Raw genomic sequence first — 14,301 nt, 5'->3', positions numbered from 1 at the left:
AAATTAATATAAAGGAATAGCATACGTAATTTACGTGTGCTATTTTTATTTTATGTAAGTATTTTTATAATGCTGTATTGTTTGTTCAATGCATTGCATAATTTATTAAATTAAATATCTAAAATTTTCTTAAATAATTTTGTTTTCCATAATATAATTTTTATTAGCTTTGATATTCCAAAATCAAAATAGATATTATATGAAAAAACAACTATTGGTGATTGGAATGCTGGTTTCAGGCATTTCATTCGCTCAGACAGACCGTCTTTGGTCTGAAAGTTCTAGAAAAACAAATTCAGAAATTTTTGAAAACAAATCAACAATCAACAATCCGAAGATCTATAGTTTAGATATTGACGGATTGAAAAATGCTTTGGCAAAAGCTCCAAAAAGATTGGCTGTTGGCGAAAAATCAGACATTATCATTTCTTTTCCAAATTCTGATGGGAAATTGGAACATTTCAAAGTAAGGGAAAATTCCAATTTCGACCCTCAATTGGCTGCGAAGTATCCGGATATCAAATCTTATGTTGGTGAAGGTCTGGGAGATTCAAATTCTACCGTGTATTTCAGTATTTCTCCATTGGGTTTGTCTTCTATGGAAATTTACGGTGATAAGTCTGCGGTTTTTATTGAGCCTTATACAAAAGATCTTTCAACGTATGTCGTTTACAGAAAATCAGACAAAAAAGATGATCTTAATAAGTTTGAATGTACGGTAATTGATGTTGCTCAAAAAGGGATTTCGAGCACAGATAATCTTGCAGCAAGACCCAATGCCGATGATGCAAAACTACGAACATTCAGATTAGCTTTGTCTTCCACAGGAGAATACACGACCTATTTTGGAGGGACAAAAGCTCTTGCTTTAGCGGCAATGAATAATACAATGACCCGTGTAAACGGAGTTTTTGAAAAAGATTTTTCAGCGAGAATGGTCTTAATTGCTAATAATGATGCTGTGATTTATACCAATGCTTCTACAGATCCTTATTCTGCAGCTTCAGGAATGAGCAGTTGGAATTCTCAGCTTCAATCGACCTTAACTTCAGTAATTGGTGAAGCTAATTACGATGTAGGACATTTATTCGGAGCTTCCGGAGGTGGCGGAAATGCAGGTTGCATCGGTTGTGTTTGTGTGAACGGATCAAAAGGAAGTGGTTATACTTCTCCGGCAGATGCAATCCCTTCGGGAGATAATTTTGATATCGATTATGTAGCTCACGAATTGGGTCATCAGTTTGGTGGAAATCATACATTCTCAATGAGTAATGAAGGAACCGGAGTTAATATGGAACCTGGTTCAGGATCGACTATTATGGGATATGCAGGAATTACAGGTCAGGATATTCAGGCGCATTCAGATTCTTTCTTCCATGCAGTAAGTATTCAGCAGATTACAGATAATATTAAGGCTAAAACCTGTCCTACAAGTACGAGTACAGGGAATTCTATTCCTACTGCAAATGCAGGTGCAGATTATACTATTCCAAAAGGAACTCCATTTATGCTAACCGGTGCGGGAACTGATGCAAACGGAGATACTCTTACTTATATCTGGGAACAGATGAATAATGCGTCTTCTTCTCAAACCGGAGCGAGTTCAGCGGCAAGTGCTACAAAAGCAACAGGACCAACCTTTAGATCGTGGACTCCACAAACAACTCCTACAAGATATTTTCCGAGAATGGCTTCTGTTTTAACGGGTGCGACAACAACGGCTGGCTCAGAAATTACTGTTGAAGCATTATCAAACGTTGCAAGAACTTATAATTTTAGATTCACAGTTCGTGATAACAGAGCTGGAGGTTCTGGAAATAATTCTGATGATGCGGTAATTACGGTTAACGGAACTGCAGGCCCATTCAGTGTAAGTTCTCAAAATACAGCAACAACTTATCCGGGAGGCACTTCTCAAACCATAACCTGGAATGTTGCCGGAACTACAGCAAACGGCGTAAATGCTGCAAACGTAGATATTCTTTGGTCTACAGACAGCGGAAATACATGGACTACTCTACTTTCAGGAACTCCAAACGACGGTTCTCAGGCTGTGGTTATTCCGAATTCGTCTACGACTACAGGAAGAATTATGGTAAAAGGTTCAAATCATATTTTCTTTGATGTAAACAATGCAAATATTACGGTAAATGCAGGTTCAGGAACTTCTGATACTACTCCACCGACGACCCCAACTTTAGCAGCTTCAGGAACTACTTCTTCAAGCACGAATCTTTCTTGGTCGGGCGCTACAGATAATGTTGCTGTGACGGGTTATGATGTTTATCAAGGGGCTTCATTGGTGGGCTCTACAACTTCTACTTCTTATACCGTAACAAGTTTAACGCCTTCTACAACATATAGTTTTACCGTTAAAGCTAAAGATGCAGCAGGAAATAATTCTGTTTCAAGCAATACGGTTTCTGTGACGACGCTTGCTGGAAGTACAGTTACTTATTGTTCTGCAACATCAACCAATACATCGGATGAAAGAATCGGGAATGTAAAATTCGGAACGATTAATAATACTTCAACAGGAACTTCTGGTTACGAAAACTTTACTTCAGTTTCCACCAATGTTACACGAGGTTCAGCTTATACGATTTCTGTAACTCCGGTTTGGACTTCAACTAAATATAACGAAGCTTATGCAGTTTACATTGATTACAATAAAGATGGAGACTTTACCGATAGTGGAGAATTAACTTGGACGAAAACAGGTTCACAGACAAGTCCGGTAACAGGATCTATTACAATACCTTCAACTGCAACTCTTGGTAATACGAGAATGAGGGTAATGATGCAGTATAGTTCTGTACCGTCATCTTCTTGTGGTTCTTATACTTACGGGCAGGTTGAAGATTACACTTTAAATATTGTATCATCCGGAAGAGGTGATGATTTTGCTACAAAAGATTTAATAACAGATATCAAATTATATCCAAATCCTGCAAGAGACATTTTAAATGTTTCAAATACAAATAGTGAAGATTATAAAATCTTCGATATGGGTGGAAAACTAATCAATTCAGGAAAACTCAAAGGAGGCTCAGTGAATGTTAGCGGTCTTGTAAAAGGAGCTTACGTAATTCAGGTGGGCGAAGTTTCTAAACGATTTATTAAAAACTAACTTCCTCTCAATTAAACTTTAGATCTTTTTAGGCTGCTCGGAAACGGGCGGCCTTTTTTTTATTTAGGATTTCGAGTTTCGGGTTTCGAGATTTAAAACTCGTATTAATCGTATCTCGTATCTCGCAACTTTATTGAGTACGATAATTTAAACCTCAATCAATCATATTTTCTCATTCCTAATTTTTATATTTGCCCTAAATAAAAAATTTCATGGATAAAATTGACAGCCTGAACCAAGTAGCAGAATTCCACACCACTTTTAAAGCCCCTATTTTAGATACTCCACAAATTCCTTCTCAGGAAAGATGTAATTTGAGAGTTGAACTTTTGCAGGAAGAATTAAACGAACTAAAACAGGCTATTGCCGATAACGATATTGTAGAAATTGCTGATGCTTTGTGCGATTTGCAGTATGTTTTGAGCGGTGCGGTTTTAGAATTCGGATTGGGTAATAAGTTTGTAGAATTATTCAACGAAGTTCAGCGTTCTAATATGTCTAAAGCTTGCGATAATGAAGAGCAGGCAAATGAAACAGTAGAATTTTATGCAGCAAAAGAAGTTGAATCTTTCTATGAAAAATCCGGAGAAAAATTCAATGTCTACAGAAAAGCAGACCATAAAGTATTGAAAAATAAATACTACTCGCCTGCTGACTTAAAAACAATTATCGAAAATTAATATGAAATCAAAAATTCACAAATACAATGAAAAATAATAGAAATATGATTTGTAAGAAAATCATCGCCAATATTTTTACCTTTTCAGTTCTTACTTTGGCTATGCAGCAGTATAATGCTCAGAAAGTCGTAGTAAACAGAGAAGTAGAAACAACCAATGACGGAAAAATGCTTTTGGGACACCAGCTCAAAGAGCAGTTTGTGAAAGAGCCGTATTCAGAATGGTATACCAAAGAATTTAATGAATACGCTTTAGATCAAAAAGCTGTTGGAGAACTGAAAAAAAATAATATCAATTCTTATAATCTGATTGTTTTTATCGGAACCTGGTGTGAAGACAGTCATAGAGATTTTCCGAGATTGATGAAAATTTTGGATGAGGTAAAATATCCCGACAACAGATTGACGATCATTGCGGTTAACCGTAAAAAAGAATCTCCTACAGGTGATGAAGTAAAATATAATGTTTCTAAAGTTCCTACAATTATTGTCGAAAAATATGGCAAGGAAATTGGAAGAATGATAGAAATGCCGACGACAGGTTACGTAGAAAGAGACCTTTTGGAAATCTTAAAAAAAGATGACAAGTCGGTAATCAGAGAAATATTTAAAAAAGAAAATTGAGAAATCTAAAATTAATTATTCCATTTGTTGCGGGCATTCTTTTGATGCTGATTCTGTTTTTCAGTTTCAGGTCTTGTTTTAAGGTAAGCGAAAAAACTGAAAAATCCGATTATTATATTCTAACCAATCAGATCTCCAAAATGAATAAAATGGTTGTTTTGGAACAGGATTTTTCCGCCATGCAGAAAACCAAATTCGGCTATGAGTTTTTAGGGAAAGAAATGACGAGTAACAGCGTTATTACTTATACAAAGACCAATGCACAGGTTTCTTATGATCTTAATAAGATGAAAATAGAAGTAGATTCTATTAATAAAAAATTAATTATTAGAGAACTTCCTAATGCTGATATCAGGATTACGCCAAGTGTAGAAATACAGTCGTTAGACGATTCTTTTATCAACAGGATTTCTGAAAAAGATATCAAAAATGTACAGCAAAAAGCCAAGCAAACAGCTGTGAAATCTGTTGATCAGAACAAATTGAGAAGCGAAGGTCATCAACAATTAATGGAAAATCTTAATAGTATTTTCGTTTTGGCAAAGGCTTTGAATTATAAGATAGAAGATCAAACCGGCAAAATCGGTGTTCTTGGACTCTAAAAATTCAAAATTATGGACTCAAAAGACGATAACAAAGAGAAAGAATCTGCTAACTCAGCAGAAACCAAAAAACAAAATGAAGACTTCCGTGATATTCCGGCCTCTTCAGAAAAACAAAATCCATCCGATGTTGATAAGGAAGATGTTCAAAAATCTTCTAAAAACAACCAGTCAGGAAAAACAGATAACATCAAGTGAAAGCTTGGTGTTTTTTTTATGGCAGCAATTTCCGCCCACCACTCTCGCTATTTTTTGCATACATTGTAGTCTTAATATAACTTTTCAGCACACAAAAAATGAGCTTCGTTCAGGTCGGGCTGCAACTTTCAGCAGACTTTCACTATTTCGTACCATCTGGATATGACTCCACTGTTTGATTATTGAAAGGAATCATTAACGTGAAAATTTAAAATAAATTGTATTTTTTGTGAATTATCGTTGTATGATTTCTTAAAGACGTAAAAAAAGCGTATTTTTGCAACTTAAAATTTCTTAGTAAACAATGATAAAAATTACACTTCCAGACAATAGCGTCAGAGAATTTGAAGGAGCAACGACTCCTTTGGATGTGGCAAAATCTATAAGCGAGGGATTGGCTAGAAATACCATTTCCGCAGTTGTAAACGGCACACAAGTCGAAATTACCACGCCTATAACCACAGATTCTACGGTACAGCTTTTGACATGGAATGACGATCTTGGTAAGAAAGCCTTCTGGCACTCTTCTGCCCACCTTTTGGCGCAGGCTATCCTTGAGTTTTATCCTAATGCTAAGTTGACGATTGGTCCTGCAATTGAAAGTGGTTTTTACTATGATGTAGATTTTGGTGACGAAACTTTATCTGAAAAAGATTTTGAAAAAATCGAAAAAAAGGTTTTAGAAAATGCTAAAAAAGGATCAACGTTCTCATTGTATCCTGTTTCTAAAGAAGAAGCTTTAAAAACGTATGCAGACAATCCTTACAAAGTAGAATTGATTTCTAATCTTAATGATGGAGAAATCACTTTTGTAACACACGATAACTTCACAGATCTTTGTCGTGGCGGTCACATTCCAAATACAGGAATTGTGAAAGCGATGAAAATCTTAAATGCTGCAGGAGCATATTGGAGAGGAAATGAGAAAAATCCTCAGTTAACAAGAGTGTACGGTATTTCTTTCCCAAAACAGAAAGAACTGACTGAGTATCTTGAGTTATTAGAAGAGGCTAAAAGAAGAGATCACAGAAAATTAGGTAAAGAATTAGGGATTTTTGCTTTCTCAGAAAAAGTAGGTGCAGGTTTACCACTTTGGTTACCAAAAGGTACAGCTTTGAGAAAAAAATTAGAAAATTTCCTTTCTGATGCTCAGAAAAAAGGAGGGTACGAATTTGTAATGTCTCCTCACATCGGAGCTAAAGAATTATATGTAACTTCAGGACACTGGGATAAATATGGAGCAGACAGCTTTCAGCCGATTAAAACTCCGAATGAAGGGGAAGAATTTATGCTGAAGCCAATGAACTGTCCGCATCACTGTGAGATTTACAAAACTTCACAATGGAGCTACAGAGATTTGCCAAAAAGATATGCAGAATTCGGTACGGTCTACAGATATGAGCAAAGTGGTGAGCTTCACGGCTTAACAAGAGTTCGTGGGTTTACTCAGGATGATGCACACCTTTTCTGTACTCCGGATCAGTTGATGGATGAGTTTAAGAAAACAATTGATTTGGTTCTTTATGTTTTTGGCTCACTTGGATTTGCAGACTTTACAGCTCAGATTTCATTAAGAGATCCTGATAATAAAGAAAAGTATATCGGAACTGATGAAAACTGGGAAAAAGCAGAAAATGCAATCGTAACTGCAGCCAGAGAAAAAGGACTGAATACCGTTACAGAATATGGCGAAGCTGCATTCTACGGTCCTAAGTTAGATTTCATGGTGAAAGATGCTTTAGGAAGAAAATGGCAGTTAGGAACTATTCAGGTTGATTATAATTTGCCTGAAAGATTTGACCTTACTTACATAGGAAGTGATAACGAAAAGCACAGACCAGTGATGATTCACAGAGCACCGTTTGGTTCTATGGAACGTTTCATTGCAATCTTATTAGAAAATACTGCCGGAGATTTCCCATTATGGTTGGCTCCGGATCAGTTTACGATATTACCAATCAGTGAAAAATATGTAGATTATGCTAAAAAAGTTTCACAACTTTTAGAAAATCACGATATTAGCGGTCTGATTGATGACAGAAATGAAAAGACGGGCAAAAAAATCCGTGATGCCGAATTGAAGAAGATTCCATTCATGATTGTAGTGGGAGAAAACGAAGAAAAGGATGGCACAATTTCTGTAAGAAGACGTGGAGAAGGAGATCTTGGAGTAATGAGTGTTGAAGATTTTGTAGCTTATTTCAAAGAAGCTTCAAAAACAGCAGTTGAGTACCAAGCATAAGATCCACTTGTTATTCTGAACAAATTTATTTTGTTTCGAATGATTTTTTAGAATAGAATTAACCAATAAAATTTAATACAATAGCACAGAGATTTAACAACAGAGGCCCACAGAGACGTCCCGTACAAGAGGACTTACACATGATAAACGATAAGATTCGCGTAAGAGAACTTCGTTTAGTGGGCGATAACGTAGAGCCGGGAATATTCCCGATTGACAAAGCGAGACAAATTGCCAAGGAACAGGAACTAGATTTGGTCGTGATTTCAGATAAAGCTGAACCTTTCATTGCAAGAATATTAGACTATAAAAAGTTTTTATACGAGCAAAAGAAAAAAACAAAAGAACTTAAAGCAAAACAAATCAAAGTGGTTGTAAAGGAGATCCGTTTCGGACCTCAGACTGACGAGCACGATTATGATTTTAAGAAAAAACATGCTGAAAAGTTTTTGGAAGAAGGTTCAAAATTGAAAACCTACGTATTTTTCAAAGGCCGTTCTATTATCTTTAAAGACCAAGGAGAAATTTTACTTTTAAAACTGGCTCAGGAATTGGAGCACGTTGGAAAAGTAGACCAGTTACCAAAACTTGAAGGTAAGAGAATGATTATGATGATGAGTCCTAAGAAACCAGCTAAATAATACATAATTACACCAAAATATTTGGAGTTTTCAGACTTTGATATTTTTGGTTTATGATATATAAAAGAGATTTTCTTTGAAAGTCTCTTTTCGTATTATTATTTTTCGTAATTTTGCACACCAATTATCTGCGTGAGGGACACGCCCCAATCAATGTAACAATCTAATAATTTACCAATGTAACAATTATTGGTAAATTGATAAACTGTTACATTGGTACATTTGAAACGATATTGATAACAAAAACATAAAAAAGCAAACAATGCCAAAATTAAAAACGAAATCAGGTGCTAAGAAACGTTTTGCTCTTACCGGTTCTGGAAAGATCAAAAGAAAAAACGCTTACAAAAGCCACATCTTAACTAAGAAAGAAACTAAGCAGAAGAGAAATCTTACTACTACTTCTTACGTAGCTAAAGTGGACGAAAAAAGCGTTAAACGTCAATTAGCAATTAAGTAGTTTTTATAAATCCTATTCGGTTTATAAGAATTCAAACAAATTCAACATTTTAACCCTGAAACGGTGCCACTAAGAGTAACATATGTTGCCGCCCTTTTCAAAAAAACAATTTAAATTATGCCAAGATCAGTAAATGCAGTAGCTTCTAGAGCTCGCAGAAAAAAATTAATGAAACAAGCTAAAGGTTTTTTCGGTAGAAGAAAGAACGTTTGGACTGTTGCTAAAAACGCGGTACAAAAAGCAATGCAATATGCTTACCGTGGAAGAAAAGAGAAAAAGAGAAACTTCAGATCACTTTGGATCATGCGTATCAACGCAGGAGCTAGAGAGCACGGAATGTCTTACTCTCAGTTTATGGGAGCTCTTAAAAAGAACAACATTGAATTAAACAGAAAAGTTTTAGCTGATTTAGCGATGAACTATCCTGAAGCTTTCAAAGCAGTTGTAGATCAAGTAAAATAATGTAAAATTTTTTGTTATCAATATTAAATCCCGGGTTTTTTGCTCGGGATTTTTTTATTATCTACATTTGCTAGATTATTAAAGTATCTTATTAAAAGTGAAAAAATTAACTACTCTTCTATTATTTTCATTAGCATCTTTTAGTGTTCAGGCTCAAAATTTCATTCAGGCTTATCAAGCAAGAGCCAATCAGGTAACGCAAGCTAATATCACATCATTGCTGCAGGAATTTGCATCATTTGGTGTAAAAACTTCCGGTTCAACAGCAAATAATAATACTTTGGACTGGCTTAAAGGTAAATATCAAGCCTATGGTTATGCGCAAAGTCAAATTACTGAAGACAGCTTTACGGTAAACGGAAATACTACAAAAAATTTAGTTATTACAAAAACAGGAACTGTTTATCCAAATACGTATGTCATTATTTGCGGTCACTACGATACGATAGTTGGCCCTGGAGTTAGTGACAATGGCAGCGGAACATCTATTTTATTGGAAGCTGCTAGAATTTTAAAAGATATTCCGACCGAATATTCTATAAAGTTTATTCATTTCTCAGGCGAAGAACAGGGACTTTTGGGTAGTTATCACTATGTAAATAATGTGGTTTTTCAGAATGGTGTACGTCAGCTAGATCTGAGATTGGTTTTCAATATTGATCAGGTTGGAGGTAAATTTTCTGCCCCGAGTAATTCGATAAAATGTGAAAGTGATCAGTCGGGTTTACCGGGAAATAACGCTGCATCTTTATCTTTTACGCAACAATTGGCAACGTGTACGACGCTCTATTCTCCTTTACAGACTGTAATGTCTAATGCATATTCATCAGATTATGTTCCATTTGAAGGGAAAGGAGATATTATTACCGGTTTCTACGAAACTCCACAGAGCCAAAATGAACATACCGCTAATGATACTTTTGCCAATGTAGACCCAACGTATGTTTTCAATGTGGGAAAGGCTGCGGTAGGAGCTTTACAGCACTTTGCAGTGGCGACCTCAGTTTTAGGAACTAATGAAACTTCTCAAAGTAAACTGGAATCTATTAAAATCTATCCTAACCCGGCAAAAGATATTTTGAATATTGAAATTCCGAAGGAAGTTAAAAATTTCAATTTTGAAATAAAGGATATGAGTGGCAGGCTAATTTCAACCCACGAAAATGAGACGACTATTAACGTTTCAAAGCTATCAAGCGGGGTTTATCTATGTACTGTAAAATCTGAAGGTGAAACGGTTACCAAGAAAGTAATTATCGAAAAATAAAAGGATGAAATTTATAAGCCACGAATACACGAATATTTATATTTTCTTTGATAATATTCGTGTATTCGTGGCAAAAGATACATAGGTTGCAATCTAAACAATAAGTTTGTAGCTTGATAATAATTATTTATTTCTGTCCAAAAGTATTTCTTCAATATCTGCTAAATGTATATTTTTAGCTTTCAGTAAAATTAAAAAGTGATATAGTAAATCTGCAGCTTCATTTTTAAACAGATTTTCATTATCATCTTTTGCTTCTATCACTAATTCTACAGCTTCCTCTCCTACTTTTTGAGCAACTTTATTAATCCCTTTCTGGTACAAAGAATAAGTATAAGAGTCATGAATCTTATCATCAATTCGCTGGCTTATTTTTTCTTCCAGCTCATACAAAAATCCTTTACTATCTTTTTCTCCAAAACAGCTGAAACTTCCGGTATGACAAACGGTATTTGTGGGAATTGCTTTGATTAATATTGTATCCTGATCACAATCTACTTCAATATTTTTTACGCTTAAAAAGTTTCCTGACTCCTCACCTTTTGTCCATAATCTGTTTTTTGAACGGCTGAAAAAAGTGACAAATCCTTCTTCTTTTGTTTTGCTAAAAGCCTCTTCATTCATATAGCCCAACATTAAAACCTGTAAAGTTCTTTCATCCTGAATAATTACCGGAACAAGACCATTTGTTTTACTAAAATCTATTTTCATCTTACATTAATATTTTTATTTTTCAATTCGTTTTTTAAATCATCAATTCTAATTTCACCAAAGTGGAAAACACTTGCCGCCAAAGCTCCCGTTGCTTTGGTCTGATTAAATACGTTTTCAAAATCTCCAGTTTTTCCGGCGCCGCCAGAGGCAATCACCGGAATATTTACAGCATCTGAAATCAGTTTTGTAAGTCTTAAATCAAAGCCGTTTTTAGTTCCGTCTCCATTCATTGAGGTCAAAAGGATTTCACCTGCACCCAATTCTTCGGTTCTTTTTGCCCAATCTAAAGTTTTTAAAGAGGTCTGTTCCCTTCCTCCTTTTACAAAAACCCAATCGGTATCATTTATCAACTTTGTATCAATAGCAACGACAATGCACTGACTGCCAAATTCTTTGGCTAAGTCAGAAATTAAACACGGATTTTTCACTGCAGACGAATTTATGCTGATTTTATCTGCTCCGGCTTCCAGTAATTTTCTTACATCTTCAATAGAAGAAATTCCGCCCCCAACCGTAAATGGAATACTGAGTTCTTTGGCAATATTTTTAACGAGTTCAGCAAATGTTTTCCGTTCTTCAATTGTGGCAGTAATGTCGAGAAAAACCAATTCGTCAGCTCCTTCATTTTCATATTTTTTGGCTAAATCTATTGGGTTTCCTGCATTTCTCAAACCTTCAAAGTTGATTCCTTTTACGGTAGTTCCGTCTTTTATATCCAGACATGGGATTATTCTTTTTTTAAGCATTTTATTTTATTGATATGATGCAAATACAATTTTTTTTAATTCTATTTTTTGATAGGACTTCATCCTATCCTTTACTAAATCGTCCCTTTGGGACTTTCGTGAAAATCAATTTGTCTAAAATATTTAGGATTAAATGAAACTTTCCAATTGTTTTAGTGAAATATTTCCTTCATAAATTGCTTTTCCGATAATTGTTCCGCTGCAGCCTATTTCTTTCATTTTACAAACATCTTCAATGCAGGAAATACCACCGCTTGCAATAAGTTTAGTATTTGTTTTATCTAAAATTTCTGCGTACAAATCTTCTGAGGCTCCTTGCAACATTCCATCTTTTGAAATATCCGTGCAAATCACATTTTTAATTCCATTTTTCTGGTAATTAAGAATAAAATCGATAACATCCTGATTGCTTTCTTCCAGCCAACCTGAAGTTTTTATTTTTTTATTTTCACAATCAGCTCCAAGAATTATCTTTTCTGCACCATATTTTTTAATGAGTTGAAAACAGAACTCAGGATTTTGAACGGCAATACTTCCGATTGTAATTTGTTTTGCGCCACAATTAAAAGCTGTTTCGATATCTTTTTCGCTTTTTAGCCCTCCACCGAAATCAATTTGCAAAGATGTCTTACTGGCTAAAGTTTCCAGCACTTTTTGGTTAACAATATGTTTTGATTTTGCACCGTCCAAATCTACCAAATGCAAAAATCTGATTCCAAAATCTTCAAATTCTTTGGCAACTTCCAACGGATTTTCATTATAGATTTTCTGTGTGTTATAATCTCCTTTAGACAGTCGTACACACTTTCCATCTATAATATCTATGGCGGGAATTATTTTCATTTTTAATAGTTTTATTTAGATTTTTAAGAAATTTTCTAGCATTTTGTTTCCTACTTTTCCTGATTTTTCAGGATGAAATTGAGTAGCAAAAAAATTATCTTTCTGCAACGATGCACTGAAAGGTAAAATGTAATCACAAACTGAAGTTGTGTTTTCTGATAACTCGCAATAAAAACTGTGAACAAAATACAGATCATTTTCCTCCGAAATCTCCGAAAATAATGGCGATTTTAAATCTGAAACCGTGTTCCAACCCATGTGCGGAACAAGGTCAAGCGACGGAAACTTTTTTACATTACAATTAAAAATTCCCATTCCGACTGTATTTCCTTCTTCATTATTTTTACACATTAACTGCATTCCAAGACAGATTCCCAAAACAGGCTGCTTTAAAGTTGGAATTAACTGATCTAATCCTTTTTCCTTTAAAATTTTCATTGTTGAAGATGCCTCTCCAACTCCCGGAAAAATTACTTTATCGGCTTTTTTTATCAATTCAAAATCATCCGTAATGATAGATTCTGCTCCTAATCTGTTCAATGCATTTTGTACAGAACTTACGTTTCCGCCGTTGTATTTTAAAATTGCTATCATTATAAACTTCCTTTTGTGGATGGTAAATTATAGTTTTGATCCGTTTGTTTTACCGCCATTTTTATAGTTTTTGCAAATGCTTTGAAAATTGATTCTATTTTGTGGTGCTCATTTTCTCCTTCAGACTTGATATTCAAATTGCATTTTGCGGTATCTGAAAAAGATTTGAAAAAGTGCTCAAACATTTCTGTCGGTACATCACCTATTTTTTCTCTTTTAAAATCAACATTCCAAACCAACCAAGGCCGACCGCCAAAATCAATGGCGATCTGAGAAAGACAATCATCCATCGGAAGCAAAAAACCATATCTTTCAATTCCCTTTTTCTTACCTAAAGCCATAACGAAAGCTTCGCCTAAAACAAGTCCTGTATCTTCGATAGTGTGATGCTCATCAACCTGCAAATCTCCTTTTACTTTAATTTTCAGGTCTAAATTTCCGTGTTTTGATATTTGCTCAAGCATGTGATCGAAAAAATTCAAACCTGTTGAGATCTCAGAATTTCCGCTTCCATCGAGATTGACTTCAATTTCAATTTCGGTTTCATTTGTTTTTCTGAAAACATTAGCTTTTCTTGGTATTTGTTTTAAATATTGGTAGATCTCATTCCAATTTTTTGTCGTTAGTTGTGAATTTTCATTTTCTGATTCACTGATGAAAATCGCTTTTGAACCTAAGTTTTTTGCCAACTGAATATCAGTCAATCTATCTCCGATCACAAAAGAATTTTTTAAATCATAATCTCCGTAGATATATTTTCCAAGCATTCCAATTTCGGGTTTTCGATTAGGCGAATTTTCATTTTCAAAACTTTTATCGATCAAAATATCGCTGAAGATAATGCCTTCATTTTCAAAGGCTTTCAACATCTTTTCTTGTGGTTTTTTGAAATTTTCAAAAGGAAAGCTTTCAGTTCCCAAACCGTCTTGATTGGTAACCATTACCAATTCATAATCTAATTCTTTTACGATTTTTGATAAATTTTGAAAAACACCAGGATAGAATTCTAATTTTTCCAAAGAATCAACCTGAAAATCGGTTGGTGGCTCAATAATTAAAGTCCCGTCTCGATCTATAAATAATACTTTTTTCATTTTTA

At 34.7% G+C, this 14,301-nt stretch carries 15 protein-coding genes; 10 read left to right on the top strand and 5 right to left on the bottom strand.

Translation table 11 applies throughout. The annotated features are described in order from the left end of the window. Positions 1-199: 199 nt before the first annotated feature. From OH814_RS01480 to OH814_RS01435, 10 genes are all read left to right on the top strand, one after another. Complete coding sequence (locus OH814_RS01480; protein ID WP_308826834.1) at positions 200-3,130, top strand: reprolysin-like metallopeptidase; 2,931 nt, start codon at positions 200-202, stop codon at positions 3,128-3,130. A 212-nt stretch (positions 3,131-3,342) separates the two neighbouring features. Then, positions 3,343-3,810, top strand: coding sequence for a nucleoside triphosphate pyrophosphohydrolase family protein (locus OH814_RS01475; RefSeq protein ID WP_308826833.1), 468 nt, complete (start codon positions 3,343-3,345; stop codon positions 3,808-3,810). A 26-nt stretch (positions 3,811-3,836) separates the two neighbouring features. Further along, positions 3,837-4,433, top strand: a complete 597-nt coding sequence (locus tag OH814_RS01470; RefSeq protein ID WP_308826832.1) for a thioredoxin family protein — start codon at positions 3,837-3,839, stop codon at positions 4,431-4,433. After that, positions 4,430-5,035: a DUF4230 domain-containing protein gene (locus tag OH814_RS01465; protein ID WP_076558401.1), complete on the top strand. Its 606-nt coding sequence runs from the start codon at positions 4,430-4,432 to the stop codon at positions 5,033-5,035. The genes OH814_RS01470 and OH814_RS01465 overlap by 4 nt, the downstream gene beginning before the upstream one ends. Positions 5,036-5,047: 12 nt before the next feature. Beyond that, on the top strand, positions 5,048-5,233 hold the full coding sequence (locus tag OH814_RS01460) for a hypothetical protein (protein ID WP_308826831.1): 186 nt from the start codon (positions 5,048-5,050) through the stop codon (positions 5,231-5,233). Positions 5,234-5,537: 304 nt separating this feature from the next. Then, a complete protein-coding gene (thrS, locus tag OH814_RS01455; protein ID WP_123885017.1) occupies positions 5,538-7,475 on the top strand; it encodes a threonine--tRNA ligase in 1,938 nt (645 codons plus the stop codon). A 140-nt stretch (positions 7,476-7,615) separates the two neighbouring features. Beyond that, positions 7,616-8,116 carry a translation initiation factor IF-3 gene (infC, locus tag OH814_RS01450; protein ID WP_115596428.1) on the top strand — a complete coding sequence of 167 codons (501 nt, stop codon included), beginning with the start codon at positions 7,616-7,618 and terminating at the stop codon, positions 8,114-8,116. 262 nt (positions 8,117-8,378) lie between these two features. Continuing rightward, positions 8,379-8,576, top strand: a complete 198-nt coding sequence (gene rpmI / locus OH814_RS01445; protein ID WP_027385360.1) for a 50S ribosomal protein L35 — start codon at positions 8,379-8,381, stop codon at positions 8,574-8,576. 117 nt (positions 8,577-8,693) lie between these two features. Continuing rightward, on the top strand, positions 8,694-9,038 hold the full coding sequence (gene rplT, locus OH814_RS01440; RefSeq protein ID WP_047444038.1) for a 50S ribosomal protein L20: 345 nt from the start codon (positions 8,694-8,696) through the stop codon (positions 9,036-9,038). Positions 9,039-9,135: 97 nt separating this feature from the next. After that, complete coding sequence (locus OH814_RS01435) at positions 9,136-10,305, top strand: M28 family peptidase (protein ID WP_308826830.1); 1,170 nt, start codon at positions 9,136-9,138, stop codon at positions 10,303-10,305. A gap of 123 nt (positions 10,306-10,428) precedes the next feature. Here the strand turns inward: OH814_RS01435 and hisIE are convergent, their stop codons facing one another. From hisIE to hisB, 5 genes are all read right to left on the bottom strand, one after another. Then, positions 10,429-11,016 (bottom strand): bifunctional phosphoribosyl-AMP cyclohydrolase/phosphoribosyl-ATP diphosphatase HisIE, encoded by a 588-nt coding sequence (gene hisIE, locus OH814_RS01430; RefSeq protein WP_308826829.1) that lies wholly within the window; start codon positions 11,014-11,016, stop codon positions 10,429-10,431. After that, the gene (hisF, locus tag OH814_RS01425) at positions 11,013-11,765 is read right to left on the bottom strand and encodes an imidazole glycerol phosphate synthase subunit HisF (RefSeq protein ID WP_308826828.1); all 753 of its coding nucleotides are present in this window, start codon (positions 11,763-11,765) and stop codon (positions 11,013-11,015) included. Before hisF ends, hisIE begins: the two co-directional genes overlap by 4 nt. 129 nt (positions 11,766-11,894) lie before the next feature. After that, positions 11,895-12,608, bottom strand: a complete 714-nt coding sequence (hisA, locus tag OH814_RS01420) for a 1-(5-phosphoribosyl)-5-[(5-phosphoribosylamino)methylideneamino]imidazole-4-carboxamide isomerase (RefSeq protein ID WP_308826827.1) — start codon at positions 12,606-12,608, stop codon at positions 11,895-11,897. A gap of 15 nt (positions 12,609-12,623) precedes the next feature. Beyond that, entirely contained in the window at positions 12,624-13,202 is a 579-nt protein-coding gene (gene hisH, locus OH814_RS01415) for an imidazole glycerol phosphate synthase subunit HisH (RefSeq protein WP_308826826.1), read from the bottom strand. Continuing rightward, positions 13,202-14,296, bottom strand: a complete 1,095-nt coding sequence (gene hisB / locus OH814_RS01410) for a bifunctional histidinol-phosphatase/imidazoleglycerol-phosphate dehydratase HisB (RefSeq protein ID WP_308826825.1) — start codon at positions 14,294-14,296, stop codon at positions 13,202-13,204. The genes hisH and hisB overlap by 1 nt, the downstream gene beginning before the upstream one ends. Positions 14,297-14,301: the final 5 nt, after the last annotated feature.

This window comes from Chryseobacterium sp. CFS15, assembly GCF_031118795.1.
GTDB classification, from domain to species: Bacteria; Bacteroidota; Bacteroidia; order Flavobacteriales; family Weeksellaceae; genus Chryseobacterium; species Chryseobacterium indoltheticum.
This window is presented reverse-complemented; position numbering and strand designations above follow the sequence as displayed.